This is a genomic window from Caballeronia sp. LZ008, from assembly GCF_031451435.1.
In the GTDB taxonomy this organism is placed as follows: Bacteria; Pseudomonadota; Gammaproteobacteria; order Burkholderiales; family Burkholderiaceae; genus Caballeronia; species Caballeronia zhejiangensis.
Window position 1 is genome coordinate 1,054,888 of sequence record NZ_JARUXK010000001.1, and the last position, 18,046, is coordinate 1,072,933.

The following is an 18,046-nucleotide window of genomic DNA, read 5'->3' on the forward strand; positions in this document are numbered from 1 at the left end:
GGAGGCAAATATCGAATCATAGCCGCTCGACGCGGCCGGTCATGCCGCAACGTCCGAGCCGTCTTTCAGCGCGCGCTGCATGAGCACTGTATCGACCCATCGTCCGTGCTTGAAGCCGACGTCGCGCAGCACGCCGACATGTTCGAACCCGAGCCGCGCATGCAGCGCGATCGAGCCGGCGTTGCCGCTGTTGCCGATCACTGCGATCATCTGCCGCCACGGTCCGCGCTCGCATCGTTCGATGAGCGCCGTGAGCAGCGCGAGGCCGACGCCGCGGCGACCGAAACCATCGGCGACGTAGACCGAATCTTCGATCGTATGCCGGTAAGCCGAGCGCGGCCGGTATGCCGACGCATACGCATAGCCCGCCAGCCGTCCGTCCAGCTCCGCGACGAGATACGGCAAGCCCGCCGCCGCGATGGCCGCGTGACGCGCGCGCATGTCGTCGACCGACGGCGCGATCTCTTCGAAAGTCGCGAGCGCGTTTTCGACGTAGTGCGAGTAAATGCGCGCGATGGCGTCGAAGTCGCCTTGCGCGGCGTCGCGCACGAGCGGTCGGGAGGAAACGTCGGAGGCCATGTCTGTCGTTCGATGCAAGGAAAACGCGGTTTCTGGTCTGGCCATTTTCGCACGGTGCATCGGCGGCAAAAAAAGCTTGCGCGGGCCGTGCGGAAGACCACCAAAAGGCAGCGTTTTCGGGCAAAGAAAACGTTGAATCGAGCGATGCGCGACCCCTACACTAAGTCGTTTGTCCGAGACTCGGGCGCGGCGCAACGCACGCCGGCCACGTCGGACAGGAAATACACAACGCGCGCGCGACAGTCTTTGTGCCGCGGTCCATAAGACGCAATGAACAAAATTCAACGTGGGGCGCTGGCGGCGCTTCTGATCGTCATCGTGGGAATCGCGGCGCTGGCGCCGGCGGGGATCGGTTTTTTGTTCGCGCAGCGCAGTCAGCGGCATGACGAGACCGCGCGCCTGAACACGGTCGCGGCCGCCGCGCTCTTTCGCGCCGAAGATGTCACGCGGCGGCTGTCGGGCGCGCTCGGGGAAATCGGCAAAGTGGCGGCCGTGCCGTGTTCGACGCCGTATCTGCAGGAGTTGCGACGCATCGCGCTCACGCACGAGCAGGTGCGCGACGCCGGCGCTTACGATCGCGACGGCCGCTGGCAATGTTCGTCGCTCCTGGGCGCGGTGTCGGCGGGCGTGCTCGACGGCCTCACGCTGCCGCCGCCCGACTGGCGCTCGCGCGACGGCGTGATGGCGTGGTACGGGCTGTCGCGTCTGCCGGGCGGCAAGTCTTCGCTCGTGATGGGGCGCAACGGCTTCTACGTCGCCGCCGATCCATCGCTTTACGTCGACACGCTCGACGCGAACGACGAGGTCGCGAGCGGCGTCGCCGTCATCAACACGGAAGTGAGCCGCGTGATCGCGACCACGCCCGCCACCGACGCCAACGCGATCCTCGCCGTCTATCGCACCGAGCCGCCCGTGCGCGACGACTCGCCGTACGTCGTGCGCCGTTCCGTGTCGATGCCGCTCGCGGTCGTCGTGAGCGCGCCGCATCAGACGCTGCGCCAGCGCCTGCGCACGCTGCCGTGGGGCTGGCTGCTCGGCGGCGTCGTGGTCGGGCTCGCGCTCGCGAGCTGGGCGGCGTTCTTCTTCGTGCGACGGCTCTCGCCGCGCGGCCAGTTGAGCGATGCGGTGCGGCGGCACCAGTTCATCGTCGCGTATCAGCCGATCGTCGATCTCGCCACGCGGCGCTGCGTCGGCGCGGAGGCGCTCGTGCGCTGGAAGTATCACGATCGCATCGTGCGGCCCGATCATTTCATCCCGCTCGCGGAGCATCAGGGGCTGATCCAGGCGATCACCGATCAGGTGCTCGACACGATCCTGCTCGAACTCGGCGACTTTCTTAAGCGCTACCCGGAGTACTACGTGTCGGTGAATCTGTCCGCGCCGGATCTCACCACGCATCGCTTTCTCGACGTGCTCGGCCCCGCGATCGCGCAGCAGGGCGTGCGGCCGGAGCAGATTCACATCGAGGCCACCGAGCGCAGCTTTCTCGACGCCGATGCCGCCAAGGAAGTCATCGGCGCGTTTCGCGAAGCGGGCCATGCCGTCTATCTCGACGATTTCGGCACCGGTTATTCGAGCCTCTCGCACTTGCAAAACTTTCGCATCGACGGCCTGAAGATCGACAAGTCGTTCGTCGATACCGTCGGGCAGGACGCGGCGTCGAGCAGCGTCGCGTCGCACATCATCGACATGGCCGCGACGCTCGACGTGCAGGTGATCGCCGAAGGCATCGAGCGTGAGGAACAGGCTGCGTATCTGCTCGCGCGCGGCGCGCGGTTCGGGCAGGGCTGGCTGTTTTCGGCGCCGCTCACGGCCGCGGAATTCATCCGCTACGCGGGCAAGACGCGCGCCGCTTGATCGGCCTCGATTCGTCCTTATCTACGATGTTTCCTGACGAGGCCCGATCATGACCACTCCGATGAACGACCCGACCGCCACCGCTTTCCTGCGCGACGTGCGGCATCCGCTGCTCGTGCTTCATCGCAGCGTGCTTGCGCATTTGCGCGCGCGCCACGAGGCCGAGTTCGGGCCGACGTCGCCGGGCGAATTCCTGCAGATCGTGATCAACGGATCGGCGTATCGCTGGCTTACGCCGTTCTCGACGCTCATCGCCGCCATCGACGACGTCCTCGACGACGAGGAAGCCACCGCCGACGCGCGCATCGCGCACGCGCAAGCCGTCATCGACATGTTCAGCGCCGGCACGCGCGACCCGGCATTCGCCGAGCAATTCCTGCCTTTGCTGCAGGACAGCCCGGAGATCGCCGTGGCGAACGGGCAGGTCGCGCAACGCGTGCGGGACGTCGCGCGCGCGTAAATGGCGTGATCGACGGGCGCGCGGTCTATCGAAAATGCGACCTGAAAACCGCAATTTCCGGATTCCGCGCGCATCGGGGTTTTCCTGTCTGTCGCGTGCGAACAGCGTTGCGCGGCGGGCCCGTGGCCGCGTGACGGCTCACCGCGTCGTCGTGCTGCATCGCAGCAAAGACGTTTCATCACAATTGAGCGATTAATTTTCGCTTGCGAGTATCGCCGCCAATCGCCGGAGCGCTCGTAGTCGCGCTCCGCTTCTTTCAACGAAGACGATGGAGGCGACTCTTGATCCTGTACGGCTTCGGCCCGCTCCTCTGGGCGGGCGCCAAAGAGACGCTCGCGCTCGCGGTGCTGTCTCTCGCGGTATCGGTGCTGCTCGGCTTGGCCGGCGCATCCGCGAAACTTTCGCGTCACGCGCCTTTGCGCGCCGTCGCGACCGCGTACACGACGCTCATCCGCTCGGTTCCCGACCTCGTGTTGATGCTGCTGCTCTTCTACAGCATTCAGATCGCGATCAACAATGTCACCGATGCCTTCGGCTGGAGTCAGTTCGACATCGATCCGTTCACGGCCGGCGTGCTCACGCTCGGCTTCATCTACGGCGCGTATTTCACCGAGACGTTTCGCGGCGCGTTTCTGGCGGTGCCGCGCGGGCAACTCGAAGCGGGCAGTGCGTACGGCATGAGCGGCATGCGCGTGTTCGGCCGCATTCTCTTTCCGCAGATGATGCGTTTCGCGCTGCCGGGCATCGGCAACAACTGGCAGGTGCTCGTGAAGGCGACGGCGCTCGTGTCGATCATCGGTCTCGCGGATGTCGTCAAGGCGGCGCAGGACGCGGGCAAGAGCACGTTCAACATGTTCTTCTTCATCCTGATCGCGGCGCTGATCTATCTCGCGATCACGAGCGCATCGAACCTCGTGTTGATGGCGCTCGAGCGCCGCTATTCGATCGGCGTGCGGCACGCCGAACTCTGACTCCTGCCAGCGAGCAAAAAGCCATGATCCAGATCTTCGCCGAATGGTGGCGTCCGTTCCTGTATTCCGACGGCATGCGCGCGTCGGGCCTCGTCGTCACGTTGTGGCTGCTCGCGGCGTCGATCGCGCTCGGCTTCTGCGCGGCGGTGCCGCTCGCCTGCGCGCGCGTATCGCGCAACCGCTGGCTTTCGACGCCCGTGCGCCTCTACACGTACGTGTTTCGCGGCACGCCGCTTTACGTGCAACTGCTGCTGCTCTACACCGGCATGTACAGCCTGGAATTCGTGCGCACGCAGTCCTTGCTCGAAGCGTTTTTCAAAAGCGGCTTCAATTGCGCGATCCTCGCGTTCGCGCTCAACACCTGCGCCTATACCACCGAAATCTTCGCCGGCGCGATTCGCGGCATCGCGCACGGCGAAGTGGAAGCGGCGCGCGCTTACGGCATGAGCACCTTCACGATGTATCGCCGCATCATCCTGCCGTCCGCGCTGCGGCGCGCCTTGCCTTTGTACAGCAACGAAGTGATCCTGATGCTGCACGCGACGACCGTCGCCTTCACCGCGACCGTGCCGGACATCCTGAAGGTCGCGCGCGATGCGAATTCGGCGACCTATCAGTCGTTCGAATCGTTCGGCATCGCGGCGCTGCTGTATGTCGCGATCTCGTTCGCGCTCGTCGCGGCATTCCGGCGCGCCGAGCGGCGCTGGCTCGCGTATCTGCGGCCGGCGGGCGCGGTGCGCGCTGTGCGTCATTAACGAGCGGTAAAATTCGAAGCCATGCGTCACACCCTGTCATCACCCGAGGAGAAAGCGTTGCAGCCAACCGCCAAAGACGTCGCGACCAAGCTCGTCGCCGAGGACATTCACAAGCGCTACGGCGACAACGAAGTGCTGAAGGGCGTCTCGCTCGCGGCCAAAGCGGGCGATGTGATCAGCATCATCGGCGCGAGCGGCTCGGGCAAGAGCACGTTTCTGCGCTGCATCAACTTCCTGGAGCGGCCGAACGCGGGGCAGATCATCGTCGATGGCGAAGCCGTTCGCACCAAGACCGATAAATCCGGCAATCTCGAAGTCGCGGATCACAAGCAGTTGCAGCGCGTACGCACGAAGCTCGCGATGGTCTTCCAGCACTTCAACCTGTGGTCGCACATGACGGCCATCGAGAACGTGATGGAAGCGCCGCTGCATGTGCTCGGCATATCGAAGAAGGAAGCCGAGGATCGTGCGCGCGAATATCTCGAGAAAGTGGGCCTGCCGCCGCGCGTCGAGAAGCAGTATCCGTCGCATCTGTCGGGCGGTCAGCAGCAGCGCGTCGCGATTGCGCGCGCGCTCGCGATGCATCCGGATGTCATGCTCTTCGACGAACCCACGTCCGCGCTCGATCCCGAGCTCGTCGGCGAAGTGCTGAAGGTGATGCAGCGTCTCGCCGAAGAAGGCCGCACGATGATCGTCGTCACGCATGAAATGGGCTTCGCGCGCAACGTGTCGAATCACGTCATGTTCCTGCATCAGGGGCGCACGGAAGAAGAGGGCGCGCCGTCCGAAGTGCTGAGCGCGCCGAAGAGCGAGCGTCTGCGCCAGTTCCTGTCGGGCAGCCTCAAGTAACGTGACGCTGCAAGTTGCGATCGTCGCGCTGCCGCCGGTGTCGATGAGCGGCATTGGGCCGATCATCGACAGTCTTTCGCTCGCCAATGAAATCGACGGGCATCGTCTCTACGAATGGCGCATCTGTTCGTGGGACGGCCGTCCGGTGCCGCTTTCGGGCGGCGCACAGCTTCCCGCCGATTGCGCGTTCAACGACGCCGTGCGTTGCGACTGGCTCATCGTCGTGTCGGAGCGCTATCAGCAGTTCGCCGATTACCGGCTCTTTCTCGCGAGCCTCGCGCGCGTCGCGCCGCGTACGCCGCTCGTTTCCGGCATTCATCACGGCGTATGGTGGCTCGCGATGGCCGGGCAGCTTTCGCAATATCGGGTCGCGGTGAACTGGGAAACGTATCAGCAGTTCACCGAGCAGTTCGAGCGCGCGATCGTCAGCCAGCAGATTTTCGAAATCGACCGCGATCGCGCTACTTGTTCCGGCGGGCAAGCGGCCATCGATTTCATGCTCGCGATGATCGCGCGCGATCACGGCCCGGACCTCGCGGAGCGCATCGCGGATTCGCTCGGCATCGGCACCTTGCGCGCGGGCACGGAGCGTCAGCGCATTCCGTTCGTCACGGCGCCGGGCGAGCGGCATCCGCGCCTGAACGACGCGCTTCAACTGATGGAAGCGAATATCGAAGACCCGCTCGCCACCGATGAAATCGCGAATCTCGTCGGCATTTCGCGCCGGCAGCTTGAGCGGCTCTTTCGTCAGTATCTCGGCGCGATGCCGTCGAAGTATTACCTCAATCTGCGTCTCACGAAGGCGCGCACGCAACTGCAGCGCACGAGCAAATCGGTGGTGCAGATCAGTCTCGCGTGCGGGTTTTCATCGGCGGCGCATTTTTCCAATGCGTATCGCGACCGATTCGGCGTGACGCCGCGCGAGGAGCGCCGTAACTGGATCGAAAAGCAGCGCGGCGGCGCGATCGACGAACCGCGCGGCGGCGCGCTGATCGAGCCGCCCGGCGCGGCATAGAAGCTGCACGGTATCTGCGGAGAAGCTCATCGAAGCATGTCGCGAACGCGCAAGACGGAACGCGGGCGATTGCCTAATATCGACGTAATGCTCAAACCGAGGAGTGGCTCATGACCGACATCAATGTGAATCGCGGTACGTTCGACGAAGTAATGGTTCCGGTGTTCGCGCCGGCCAATTTCGTGCCCGACCGGGGCCGCGGCTCGCGCGTCTGGGACACCGAAGGCCGCGATTATGTCGATTTCGCCGGCGGCATCGCGGTGACGGCGCTGGGCCACGGTCATCCGGAACTGCTGAAAGTGCTGCACGAGCAGGGCGAGAAGCTCTGGCACATCGGCAACGGTTACACGAACGCGCCGGTGTTGCGCCTCGCGAAACGCCTGACCGATCTCACCTTCGCCGACCGCGCGTTCTTCGCGAATTCGGGGGCGGAAGCCAACGAAGCGGCGCTGAAGCTCGCGCGCCGTTACGCAATCGACAATCACGGCGACGACAAGATCGAAATCATCTCGTTCACGCAGTCGTTCCACGGGCGCACGTTCTTCACGGTGAGCGTCGGCGGACAGCCGAAGTATGCGGAAGGCTTCGGTCCGCAGCCGGCGGGCATCCGTCATCTGCCGTACAACGATTTGCCGAAGGCGCTGGAAGCCATCGGGCCGAAGACGTGCGCGGTCATCGTCGAGCCGGTGCAAGGCGAAGGCGGCGTGCTGCCCGCCGATCCCGCGTTTTTGAAGGGCTTGCGCGAAGCCTGCGACAAGCACGGCGCGCTGCTGATTTTCGATGAAGTGCAGACCGGCGTCGGCCGCACCGGCACGTTTTACGCGTACATGCAGTACGGCGTGACGCCGGACATCCTGACGAGCGCGAAGGCGCTGGGCAACGGCTTTCCGATCGGCGTGATGCTGACCACGAACGACATCGCCGCGCACTTCAAGGTCGGCGTGCACGGCACGACTTACGGCGGCAATCCGCTCGGCGCGTCGATCGCGGAGAAAGTCGTCGAACTCATCAGCGATCCGAAGCTGCTCGAAGGTGTCGCCGAACGCAGCAAAGCGATCAAGGCGCATCTGGCGCGCATCAACGAGCGCTTCGGCATGTTCAGCGAGATACGCGGACGCGGCCTGCTGATCGGCGCGGAACTGAACGACAGCTACAAAGACCGCGCGAAGGACGTGCTCAACGCGGCGGCCGCGAACGGCGTCATCATGCTGATCGCGGGGCCGAACGTGCTGCGCTTCGCGCCGTCGCTCATCATGCCGATGGCCGATCTCGACGAAGGCTTCGCGCGCATCGAAAAGGCGATCGAGCAGGTCGTCGGCACGGTTGCGGTCAAGTGACCAACGGAATCCGATGATGCTCTTCGTCCGCCCCGCAAGACTCTCCGATCTCGACGAACTCGAACGCATGGCGCGCGCCGCGCTGCCCGTGCTGCACTCGTTGCCGCGCGACCGGCGCGCGCTCGAAACGCGCGTCGCGCTCTCGGAAGACTCGTTTCGCGCCGAAGTGGAATTTCCCGGCGAGGAGTTCTATCTCTTCGTGCTCGAAGACTCGCAGACAGGCAAGTTGCTCGGCACGTCGAGCATCGTCGCGTCGGCGGGGTATTCCGAGCCGTTCTACGCGTTTCGCAACGATGCGCTGATTCACGCCTCGCGCGAACTCAAGGTAAACCGAAAAATCCACGCGCTCACGATGTCGCACGAACTGACGGGCAAGAGCCGTCTGACGGGCTTTTATATCGATCCGTCGTTGCGCGACGAAGCGAACGAAGCGGCCGCGCATCTCTTGTCGCGCGCACGCATGATCTACATCGCGGCGAATCGCAAGCGCTTCTCCAGCGAAGTCTTCTCGCTGATGCTGGGCGTCACCGACGAATCAGGCGCGTCGCCGTTCTGGGACGCGGTCGGACGCAAGTTCTTCGGCCGCGACTTCGAACAGGTCGAATCGGAATCGGGCGGACGCAGCCGCACGTTCATCGCGGAAGTGATGCCGAGCTATCCGCTCTATGTGCCGCTGCTGCCCGGCGATGCGCAGCGCGTGCTCGGCGAGCCGAACGAAAGCACGCTGCTCGCCTACGACATTCATCTCGAGGAAGGCTTCGAGCCGGATCGTTACGTCGATATTTTCGATGCCGGTCCGGTGCTGACGATCGCCGTCGACAAAAGCGCGTCGGCGAGTTCGGGCGAATTGCGCGCCGTGCGCGATGCCGCCGTCGAAAGCGGCGCGCCGTATCTCGTCGCGGCGGGCGGCGCGCATGCGTTCCGTTGCATCGTCGCGGGACTCGCGGGCACGCGCGCGGACGGCGCCGAATTGACCGCACAGGCGCGCGATGCGCTCGGCGTCGAAGACAAGGACACGGTGCGTTGCGTGCCGTTGCATCAGGCATCGGGAGAATTGCAATGATCGTCGTGCGATGCACGCAGCCGGGCGATGTCGACGCGCTCGTCGCGCTCGCCCAGGAAACGGGCCCGGGCCTCACCACGTTCAAGCCGGATCGCGGCGCGCTCGCGGCACGCGTCGAACGCGCGCGCCGCACGCTGACCGGTGAAGCGCAAGCCTTCGAAGCAGGCTATTTCTTCGTGATGGAAGACACCGCGACCGGCGATGTCGCGGGCGTGTGCGGCATCGAAACGGAAGTCGGGCTGGAGCAGCCGTTCTACAACTATCGCGTATCGACGGTCGTGCACGCGAGCCAGGACATGCGCGTGTGGACACGCATGTCGCTGCTCAATATCTCGCACGATCTGACGGGTTATGCGGAAGTCTGTTCGCTCTTTCTCAGCCCGCGCTATCGCACGGCGGGCGTGGGCGGCCTGTTGTCGCGCTCGCGCTTCATGTTCATCGCGCAGTTCGCGGATCGCTTTCCGCAGCGTTTGTGCGCGGAATTGCGCGGCCACTTCGACGAAAACGGCGAGTCGCCGTTCTGGAACGCGGTCGGCTCGCATTTCTATCAGATCGATTTCAACGAAGCGGATTATCTGAGCTCGCACGGCAAGAAGTCGTTCGTCGCCGAACTGATGCCGCGCTATCCGGTGTATCTGGACTTGCTGCCGGAGACCGCGCAACAGGCGGTCGGCGTCACGCACAGGGACACCGCGCCCGCACGCAAGATGCTCGAGGCGGAAGGGCTGCGTTACGAGAATCACGTCGATATCTTCGATGCCGGTCCGGTGCTCGAATGCCACATCGCGGACTTGCGCACGGTGCGCGAGAGCGTGATCGCGCGCGTGCGTATCGGCGATCGAAGCGACACGGGCAGCGATGCCAAAAGCCTCGTATCGAACACCTTGCTCGAAGATTTCCGCTGCGGCGCGACGACGGGCGCGGTCGAGGACGGCGCGTTCCTGCTGACGGCGGAAGAAGCCGCGGCGTTGCGCGTGAAGGAAGGCGATCAGGTGCGCGTGCTGACTTCTCATCCGCGCGCCAAGTAAATGAGACACGACATGGATATTTCGAACCAGTTGTATATCGGCGGTGAGTGGCAGGACGGCAAGGGCGCGGCGTTTGCATCGCGCAATCCCGGCACCGATCAAACCGTGTGGCAGGGCAAGAGCGCATCCGCGCAAGACGTGGATCGCGCGGTGTCGTCGGCGCGGCGCGCGTTCGCGTCGTGGTCGGCGCTGTCGTTCGACGAGCGCGTCGCGGTCGCCAAACGCTTCGCCGCCTTGCTCAACGAGAACAAGGAAGCGCTCGCAAACGCGATCGGCCGCGAAACCGGCAAGCCGCTGTGGGAAGCGCGCACGGAAGTGGCGTCGATGGCCGCGAAGGTCGATATCTCCGTGCAGGCGTATCACGAGCGCACCGGCGAAAAGCGCGCGCCGATGGCCGATGGCGTCGCGGTGCTGCGGCATCGTCCGCATGGCGTCGTCGCCGTGTTCGGGCCGTACAACTTTCCGGGGCATCTGCCGAACGGACATATCGTGCCGGCGCTCATCGCGGGCAATACGGTCGTGTTCAAGCCGTCCGAACTCGCGCCCGGCGTCGCGGCCGCAACCGTCGCGCTGTGGATTCAGGCTGGCTTGCCCGAAGGCGTGCTCAATCTCGTGCAAGGCGAAAAGGACACGGGCGTCGCGCTTGCGAATCATCGGCAGATCGACGGGCTTTTCTTCACCGGCAGCTCGGATACCGGCACGCTCTTGCACAAGCAGTTCGGCGGACGTCCCGAAATCGTGCTCGCACTGGAGATGGGCGGCAACAATCCGCTCGTCGTCGCGAACGTCGAGGATGTCGATGCCGCCGTGCATCACGCGATTCAATCGGCGTTTCTGTCGGCGGGCCAGCGCTGCACCTGCGCACGCCGTCTCTTCGTCCCCGACGATGCCGTCGGCGAGCGCTTCATGCAGCGCTTCATCGAAGTGAGCGCGAACATTCGCGTCGGGAAATACGACGATGAGCCGCAGCCGTACATGGGCGCCGTGATCTCGGCGCGCGCGGCGGCGCGTCTCGTCGATGCGCAGACGCGTCTGATCGAAGCCGGCGCGAAGCCCGCGCTCGAAATGAAGCAGCGCGCGGCGCATCTCGGCTTTGTCTCGCCCGCGATCCTGGACGTGACGAACGCGCGCGACGTCCCCGACGAAGAGCACTTCGGCCCGATGGTGCAGGTCACGCGCTACAAGACGTTCGACGAAGCCATCGAGCGCGCGAACGACACCGCTTACGGCTTGTCCGCGGGCCTGCTCGCCGACGACGAATCCGCGTGGAAGCATTTCCAGCGCACGATCCGCGCGGGCATCGTCAACTGGAACCGGCCGACCAACGGCGCATCGTCGGCGGCGCCGTTCGGCGGCATCGGACGTTCGGGCAATCAGCGGCCGAGCGCGTACTACGCGGCGGACTATTGCTCGTATCCGATGGCCTCGGTGGAAAGCGCGCAATTGCAGATGCCGGCGAGCGTATCGCCGGGACTTACGTTCTAAGCGGCGGAAATGAACATGCTTGCAACCGAAGCGAATTTCGACGGGCTCGTCGGCCCGACGCACAACTACGCGGGACTCTCGTTCGGCAACGTCGCGTCGCGCAACAACGAGAAGTCGGTGGCCAATCCGAAGGCCGCCGCGAAGCAGGGCTTGCGCAAGATGAAGCGGCTCGCCGATCTCGGCTTTCGGCAGGGCGTGTTGCCGCCGCTCGAACGCCCGTCGATCAGGCTGTTGCGCGCCGTCGGCTTTTCCGGCGACGACGCCAGCGTGATCGCCCGCGCCGCGCGTGAAGCGCCGGAACTGCTGGCGGCGGCGAGCTCCGCATCGGCGATGTGGACCGCGAATGCGGCGACCGTGAGTCCGTCCGCGGATACGGAAGACGGGCGCGTCCACTTCACGCCGGCGAATCTCGCGGCCAAGCTGCATCGCGCGATCGAGCATGGCGAAACGCGCCGCTCGCTTGGCGCGATCTTCGCCGACGAAGCGCGCTTTCGCATTCATCACGCGCTGCCCGGCACGCCCGCGCTCGGCGACGAAGGCGCGGCGAACCATACGCGTTTTGCGCGCGAGTACGGCGAGAAGGGCGTCGAGTTCTTCGTGTACGGGCGCAGCGAGTACGGCCAGGGTTCGCAGCCGCAGCGCTATCCCGCGCGTCAGACGCTCGAAGCGAGCCGCGCGGTCGCGCGCCTGCACGGTTTATCCGCCGATGCGACCGTGTTCGCGCAGCAATCGCCCGATGTGATCGATGCGGGCGTGTTCCACAACGACGTCATCGCGGTCGGCAATCGCACGACGCTCTTTTGCCATGAGCGCGCGTTCGTCGATCAGCACAAGGTCTACGACGAGCTACGCGAGAAGCTCGGCGCGCAAGGCACGCCGTTTCACGCGCTCGAAGTGCCGGACAGCGAAGTCAGCGTCGAGGATGCGGTTTCGTCGTATCTCTTCAATAGCCAGTTGTTGTCGCGCGAGGACGGCAGGCAAGTGCTCGTCGTGCCGCAGGAATGCCGCGAGAACGCGCGCGTGGCGGCGTATCTCGATTCCCTCGGCGGCCGCAAGACGCCGATCGACGAAGTGCTCGTCTTCGATCTGCGCGAAAGCATGAAGAACGGCGGCGGGCCGGCTTGTTTGCGTCTGCGCGTCGTGCTGAACGACGCCGAGCGCGCCGCGGTGAACCCGCGCGTGTGGATGAACGACGCGCTTTTCACGCAACTCGACGCGTGGATCGACAGGCATTACCGCGATCGCCTCGCGCCCGCCGATCTCGCCGATCCGAAACTGCTCGCCGAATCGCGCGGCGCGCTCGACGAACTGACGACCATCCTCGGACTCGGTGCCATCTATGACTTTCAGCGCTGATTCGTCCTTGCTCGAAGACTTCCTCGCCTTCACGCTCAACGGCGGGCGCCCTTCCGTCGCACAGGGCGTCGCGCCTTCGGGCGTGCGCTGGACCTGGCAGGGCGAGGGCGTGTTGCTGCTGGAACCCGCGACAGAACCGACGCATAGCGTGCTCGCGTCGGCGGGCATTCACGGCGACGAAACCGCGCCGATCGAAATGCTGTGCTCGCTTGTCGCGGATATCGCGAACGGCCGCGCGCCGCTCGTCGCGCGCATGCTCGTGATCCTCGGCAACATCGACGCGATGCGTGCCGCCGACCGCTATCTCGACGACGACCTGAATCGCCTGTTCAGCGGCCGTCATGCGGATTTGCGCGACAGCCGCGAAGCACCGCGCGCCGCTGAACTGGAAGACGCCGCGTTGAAGTTCTTCGATGGCGTCACGCATCGGAAATGGCACATCGACATGCATACGGCGATTCGCGCGTCGGTGTTCGAGCAGTTCGCGTTACTGCCGCACACCGGCGCGCCGCTCGCCCGCGCGATGTTCGACTGGCTGCGCGATGCGCGTCTGCAGGCGGTGCTCCTGCATCGCGAGAAGGGCAACACGTTCACGCACTTCACTGCGCAGCACGCGGGGGCGCTCGCCTGCACGCTCGAACTCGGCAAGGTGCGCCCGTTCGGTCAGAACGATCTCGCGCGTTTTGCCGCATCGGATGCGGCGTTGCGTCGCCTGATTGCGGGCGAGGCGGCGAAGGAAAGCGCGCCGCTGCGCGTGTTCACGGTCGTCGCGCAAATCGACAAGCAGAGCGAGCAATTCGTGCTGAACGTGGCGAGCGACGTGCCCAACTTCACCGCGTTCGCCGCCGGCACCGAGCTCGCGCGCGACGGCGATTATCGTTATCGCGTGTCGCACGACGAAGAGCGCATCGTGTTTCCGAATCCGAAGGTCAAGCCGGGCCTGCGCGCCGGCTTGATGGTCGTCGATACGACCGATTCGACGCTCGCCTCTCTCGATTGACCGGCAACGGTTCATCGATTCACTTCCCGATGTTTATCCGACGCACCGCGGGTGCGCGCTACAATCGCGCCCCGGTGTCGGATCATCACACCTGTATCGAACCGCAATGGAAGGAGATGGAAGTTGAAGAAATCGCATCTGATCGGTCGCAAGCTCGCCGCGCTGGCGGTGCTGGGCGCCGCCGTCGTCGCGTCGAACGCGCAAGCGGCCGATGACATGAAGCAACTGCGCTTCGGCGTCGAAGCGTCTTACGCCCCGTTCGAATCGAAGTCGCCGAGCGGCGAGCTGCAGGGCTTCGATATCGACATCGGCAACGCGGTGTGCGCGAAGCTGAAGATGAAGTGCGTGTGGGTCGAGAATTCGTTCGACGGTCTCATTCCCGCGTTGCAGGCGCGCAAGTTCGACGGCATCAACTCGGACATGACGATCACCGACAAGCGCAAGCTCGCCATCGACTTCACCGATCCGATCTACACGATCCCGAATCAGCTGATCGCGAAGAAGGGCAGCGCGATTCAGCCCACGGTCGAGGGTTTGAAGGGCAAACGCGTCGGCGTGCTCCAGGGCTCGATCCAGGAAACCTACGCGAAGGCGAAGTGGGCGACGGCGGGCATCGATGTCGAGTCGTATCAGGCGCAGGACCAGATTTATGCCGATCTGGCGTCGGGCCGTCTCGATGCGGCGTTCCAGGATGCCGAAGCGGCGTCGAAGGGCTTTCTGAAGCAGCCGCAGGGCGCGGGCTTTGCGTTCGCTGGCCCGGCCGTGGCGGATGACAAGCTGCTGGGTTCGGGCGTCGGCTTCGGCGTGCGCAAGAACGACAAGGCGCTCAAAGATGCGCTCAATCGCGCGCTGAAGGAGCTGAAGGACGACGGGACGATCGATCGCTTCGCGCAGAAGTATTTCGATGTGAAGGTGGTGTTGAAGTAAGGCTTCGGTTTGCCGGATGTGAGAAGCCCGCTTCGGGAGTGGTCCCGGGAGCGGGCTTTTTTTAGGTCACATCGACGGCGTGACGATCACCGTCGCCGTCGTCCCCGCACTCAGCAGCACCCCATCCGGCACTTCATCGATATGCACGCGCACCGGCACGCGCTGCGCGAGCCGCACCCAGTTGAACGTCGGGTTCACGTCGGCGAGCAGCTCGCGGCTTTGCGGATTGTCGCGATCATAGATGCCGCGCGAAATGCTCTCGACGTGCCCCTTCAGCTCGCCGCCGCTCATCAGGCGAATCGATGCCTTGTCGCCGACACGCACATGCGGCAGCTTCGTTTCCTCGAAGTATCCATAGACCCAGAATGAATGACTGTCGACGATCGCGAGCTTGGCGGCGCCCGCCGTCGCGTAGTCGCCGCGAAACACGTTCAGGTTGGTGACGTAGCCGTCGACCGGCGAGAACACTTTGGTGCGTTCGAGGTTGAGCTTCGCGGCATCGAGCGCGGCCTGCGCCTGCTGCAACTGCGCTTCGGCGGTCGATGCGGTCTGCATCGCGTTTTCGCGCGCTTCCTTCGATACGACGAGGCTGTCCATGTCGGCGCGGCGCGCGGCGTCCGCACGGCGCATGCGCAATTCGGCCGCGCGCGCGGTGACGTTCGCCTGCGCCTGCTCGACCGCGATCCGGTAATGCGACGGATCGATCTCCATCAGCAGATCGCCCTTCTTCACGAACTGATTGTCACGAACCGGCAACTGCACGACCGCGCCCGACACGTCCGGCGCCACGTTGACGACATCCGCGCGCACGCGGCCATCGCGCGTCCACGGCTCGTCCATGTAATGCACCCACAGCACGCGCCCGATGACGAGCGCGACCGCGAAAATGGCGATCGTCAAAACCAGCCCGATGATTTTCCTGAGAATCATGATGCGAACTCTTTTTCAGCTTGTATGAAGGTGATGTCGATTCAGCGATACGCGATGAGCCCGAGCGTCCCGCAAATGCAGACGAGCAGGCTCGCGCGAAACAGCGCCGGATGCCAGACCACGCGATAAAGGCCCGTCAGCGCGAGCGCGCGGTCGACGACCCACGTGATCATCGCGCCGGCGATGAAGAGCAGCAGGATCGTCGGCACATAGGCTTCGAGGATCGCGACGTTACGCGGGAACATGGTCCGCTCCTTCTGGCGTGTGTTTCCGAACCGGCGCACCGTGCACGAAGGGCGCGAACGGCGATTCGTGATCGAGCAGCGCGGTCCGGACAAAATGAAGATGACTGGCGATGCGCTGCAGCCGATGCTTTTCCTCGCGCGGCAGATCGAACCGCGCGAGCACATCCCGCGTATCGTCGATCGCGCGTTCGGTCGCGGCGAGCGTGGCGTCGAAGCGCTGCGCATTCGGGCGATCGAAAAGGCGCGCGATGGCGTCGAGCGTCGCGTCGATCGAGCGGCGCCACGGCATCGACGCCGCGTACTGCGGCGCGTTCGACAGCCCTGCGATCTCGCGTCGCAGATCGATCACCGCGTTGCCGAATTCGAGCACGGCGAAGAGCCATTGCAACGCATCGCGCTGCAAGTCGGGACGTCCGGTCGCGAGCGCGTTGATTTGCGCGAGCAGATCGCGCGTGCGGCTTTCGAAGTGCGTCGTGAGACGCGTGAGACGTCCATGGCGCGCGCTCACGACTTCGCGCCGCAGATCGCCGAGCAGGAGACGCCGCAGCCACGGCGCATCGGTCGGCAGCAGGACGGCGAAGGCGACCGCCGCGACGATCATCGACAGCACGAGCGCGAGGGCATCGTTCATGTAGCCGGTCGGATCGTAGTGCACGAGATTGTCCGGCCCCGCGAGAAAGCAGAAGAAGATGCAATAGCCGATGCCCACGCCGGCGAGCGCGCGCCGCGTGCTCAGATACGCGCCGAGCAAAAGCGCGGGCGCGAGCGCGGCGCACATCATCGCGAAGCCCTCGATATGCGGAAACACGCCGAACACGACGATCATCCCGGCGACGGCCGCGAGCATCGTGCCGAGCGCCATTTGCGCGGACATGAGCGTCGGACGCGGCGACGACGACGCGAGCGCGCACACGGCCGCCGCGTTGAGCACCATCGTGCCGCCGCTCGGCCACGCCGTCGCGATCCAGAACGCGGACAGGACGAACATCACGATCGCGCCGCGCAGGCCCGAAATCGCAGCGGCGAGCAGGTTCGTCTTCGGCACGTAGCGCGCGATCCAGCGCTCGCGTTCGTGCGACGGCGAGCTCAGCGACGCATACGTTTCGGCATAGGCGAGCATGTCGTCGACGAAGCGATACAGCAGTTCCGTCGCGGTATCGAACTCCAGTTGCGCGAAGTCCGGATCCGCTTCGAGCGCGGCACGCGTCGCGCGCACGCGCCGGGGCAATGCGGCCTTGTAGTCGCGCAGTTGCGCGGCGGCGTGCGCGGCATCGGCGGCGTTTTTCACCGGTTCGCCCGATACCGAGAAGAGCGGCGGCACTTCGCGAAAGAATGGCTCCAGCGCGGCGATCGTCGTCGCCGATGCGTTCTCGCGCAGCCGGTTCATCAACTGATGCAGCGCGTGAAAGCGCGTCGACGCGCTCATGAACTCGCTGTTGAGACGTGCGAGCCGCCCGCCGCGCATCCGCGATTCGGGATTCTCGAACACGGCGACGCTGCGCGCGGCCTCGAAGCCGACGATATCCGACACGAACGCGAGATTGGTTCGCTCGATCTGCGCGCGTTCCATGTTGCCCGACAGCGCGCGGCACACGTAATCGACGAACTGCGCGAAGCGGCGGCGCACCGTCGTGCGAACCTGCTCGCCCGCGTGCTGCGGAAAGACGAGCGCGCTCACCGCGCCGGAACACACGATGCCGAGCGTCACTTCGCCGACGCGCGTGAGCGCCGACAGATACGCGGCCTCCGGATGCTGCGCCGCCGGAATGCCGATCAGCGCGGCCGTGTAACCGGCGAGCACGAAGCCGTACGAGCGGAAGTTGCGATTGCGCGCCGCGCCCGCCGTGCAGACGCCGACCCACAGCGCCGTCGCCGAGAGGAACAGCACCGGCTGCTGAGAGAACAGGCTGATGAAGATCATCATCACGACGAGACCGACCATCGTTCCGCAGAAACGATAGAAGCTCTTTGCGAGCACCATGCCGCTTTGCGGCTGCATCACGACGAACACGGTGGTCATCGCGGTGCGCGGCTGCGCCATGTCGAGGCGCATCGCGATCCACAGCGACAGCAGCGCCGCGAGCACCGCCTTGAAGATGTAGATCCACGCGAGGCCGTCGGTGCGCGCCCAGTCGAGCACGACCTCCTTGAGCGGCTGTCGTCCGATGAGAGAAGCGGGCGTCGACATG

17 protein-coding genes are annotated in these 18,046 nt (G+C 65.0%); 13 read left to right on the forward strand and 4 right to left on the reverse strand.

Annotated features, from left to right (window positions below; genetic code table 11):
- Positions 1-39: 39 nt before the first annotated feature.
- Complete coding sequence (locus QCE49_RS04970; RefSeq protein ID WP_175979942.1) at positions 40-579, reverse strand: GNAT family N-acetyltransferase; 540 nt, start codon at positions 577-579, stop codon at positions 40-42.
- A 270-nt stretch (positions 580-849) separates the two neighbouring features.
- On the opposite strand from QCE49_RS04970, the gene QCE49_RS04975 reads away from it, so the two are divergent.
- From QCE49_RS04975 to QCE49_RS05035, 13 genes are all read left to right on the forward strand, one after another.
- Positions 850-2,436 (forward strand): EAL domain-containing protein, encoded by a 1,587-nt coding sequence (locus QCE49_RS04975; protein WP_008350376.1) that lies wholly within the window; start codon positions 850-852, stop codon positions 2,434-2,436.
- A gap of 61 nt (positions 2,437-2,497) precedes the next feature.
- Positions 2,498-2,896 carry a hypothetical protein gene (locus QCE49_RS04980; RefSeq protein WP_250434589.1) on the forward strand — a complete coding sequence of 133 codons (399 nt, stop codon included), beginning with the start codon at positions 2,498-2,500 and terminating at the stop codon, positions 2,894-2,896.
- 281 nt (positions 2,897-3,177) lie between these two features.
- Positions 3,178-3,867, forward strand: a complete 690-nt coding sequence (locus QCE49_RS04985) for an ABC transporter permease (protein WP_008350371.1) — start codon at positions 3,178-3,180, stop codon at positions 3,865-3,867.
- A gap of 23 nt (positions 3,868-3,890) precedes the next feature.
- On the forward strand, positions 3,891-4,622 hold the full coding sequence (locus QCE49_RS04990) for an ABC transporter permease (protein WP_008350370.1): 732 nt from the start codon (positions 3,891-3,893) through the stop codon (positions 4,620-4,622).
- A gap of 21 nt (positions 4,623-4,643) precedes the next feature.
- A complete protein-coding gene (locus QCE49_RS04995; RefSeq protein ID WP_051996525.1) occupies positions 4,644-5,471 on the forward strand; it encodes an ABC transporter ATP-binding protein in 828 nt (275 codons plus the stop codon).
- Positions 5,472-5,514: 43 nt separating this feature from the next.
- A complete protein-coding gene (locus QCE49_RS05000) occupies positions 5,515-6,486 on the forward strand; it encodes a GlxA family transcriptional regulator (RefSeq protein ID WP_235366349.1) in 972 nt (323 codons plus the stop codon).
- Between the two features lie 110 nt (positions 6,487-6,596).
- The gene (locus QCE49_RS05005) at positions 6,597-7,823 is read left to right on the forward strand and encodes an aspartate aminotransferase family protein (protein ID WP_250434487.1); all 1,227 of its coding nucleotides are present in this window, start codon (positions 6,597-6,599) and stop codon (positions 7,821-7,823) included.
- A 16-nt stretch (positions 7,824-7,839) separates the two neighbouring features.
- On the forward strand, positions 7,840-8,886 hold the full coding sequence (aruF, locus tag QCE49_RS05010) for an arginine/ornithine succinyltransferase subunit alpha (protein WP_033537219.1): 1,047 nt from the start codon (positions 7,840-7,842) through the stop codon (positions 8,884-8,886).
- Positions 8,883-9,914, forward strand: a complete 1,032-nt coding sequence (gene astA / locus QCE49_RS05015) for an arginine N-succinyltransferase (RefSeq protein WP_250456437.1) — start codon at positions 8,883-8,885, stop codon at positions 9,912-9,914. Before aruF ends, astA begins: the two co-directional genes overlap by 4 nt.
- Before the next feature lie 12 nt (positions 9,915-9,926).
- Positions 9,927-11,399, forward strand: a complete 1,473-nt coding sequence (astD, locus tag QCE49_RS05020; protein ID WP_250439564.1) for a succinylglutamate-semialdehyde dehydrogenase — start codon at positions 9,927-9,929, stop codon at positions 11,397-11,399.
- A 15-nt stretch (positions 11,400-11,414) separates the two neighbouring features.
- Positions 11,415-12,755: an N-succinylarginine dihydrolase gene (gene astB, locus QCE49_RS05025; RefSeq protein WP_250456436.1), complete on the forward strand. Its 1,341-nt coding sequence runs from the start codon at positions 11,415-11,417 to the stop codon at positions 12,753-12,755.
- A complete protein-coding gene (gene astE / locus QCE49_RS05030) occupies positions 12,739-13,755 on the forward strand; it encodes a succinylglutamate desuccinylase (protein WP_175979944.1) in 1,017 nt (338 codons plus the stop codon). The genes astB and astE overlap by 17 nt, the downstream gene beginning before the upstream one ends.
- Before the next feature lie 123 nt (positions 13,756-13,878).
- Positions 13,879-14,682, forward strand: coding sequence for an ABC transporter substrate-binding protein (locus QCE49_RS05035; RefSeq protein ID WP_008350359.1), 804 nt, complete (start codon positions 13,879-13,881; stop codon positions 14,680-14,682).
- A 66-nt stretch (positions 14,683-14,748) separates the two neighbouring features.
- Here QCE49_RS05035 and QCE49_RS05040 read toward each other — a convergent pair whose 3' ends face one another.
- Genes QCE49_RS05040 through QCE49_RS05050 form a run of 3 tightly spaced genes read right to left on the reverse strand, consistent with a single transcriptional unit; the run spans position 14,749 to position 18,045 of the window.
- The gene (locus tag QCE49_RS05040) at positions 14,749-15,612 is read right to left on the reverse strand and encodes an HlyD family secretion protein (protein WP_244807924.1); all 864 of its coding nucleotides are present in this window, start codon (positions 15,610-15,612) and stop codon (positions 14,749-14,751) included.
- 41 nt (positions 15,613-15,653) lie between these two features.
- The gene (locus QCE49_RS05045) at positions 15,654-15,857 is read right to left on the reverse strand and encodes a DUF1656 domain-containing protein (RefSeq protein WP_008350357.1); all 204 of its coding nucleotides are present in this window, start codon (positions 15,855-15,857) and stop codon (positions 15,654-15,656) included.
- Positions 15,844-18,045: an FUSC family protein gene (locus QCE49_RS05050; protein WP_239294952.1), complete on the reverse strand. Its 2,202-nt coding sequence runs from the start codon at positions 18,043-18,045 to the stop codon at positions 15,844-15,846. The genes QCE49_RS05045 and QCE49_RS05050 overlap by 14 nt, the downstream gene beginning before the upstream one ends.
- Position 18,046: the final 1 nt, after the last annotated feature.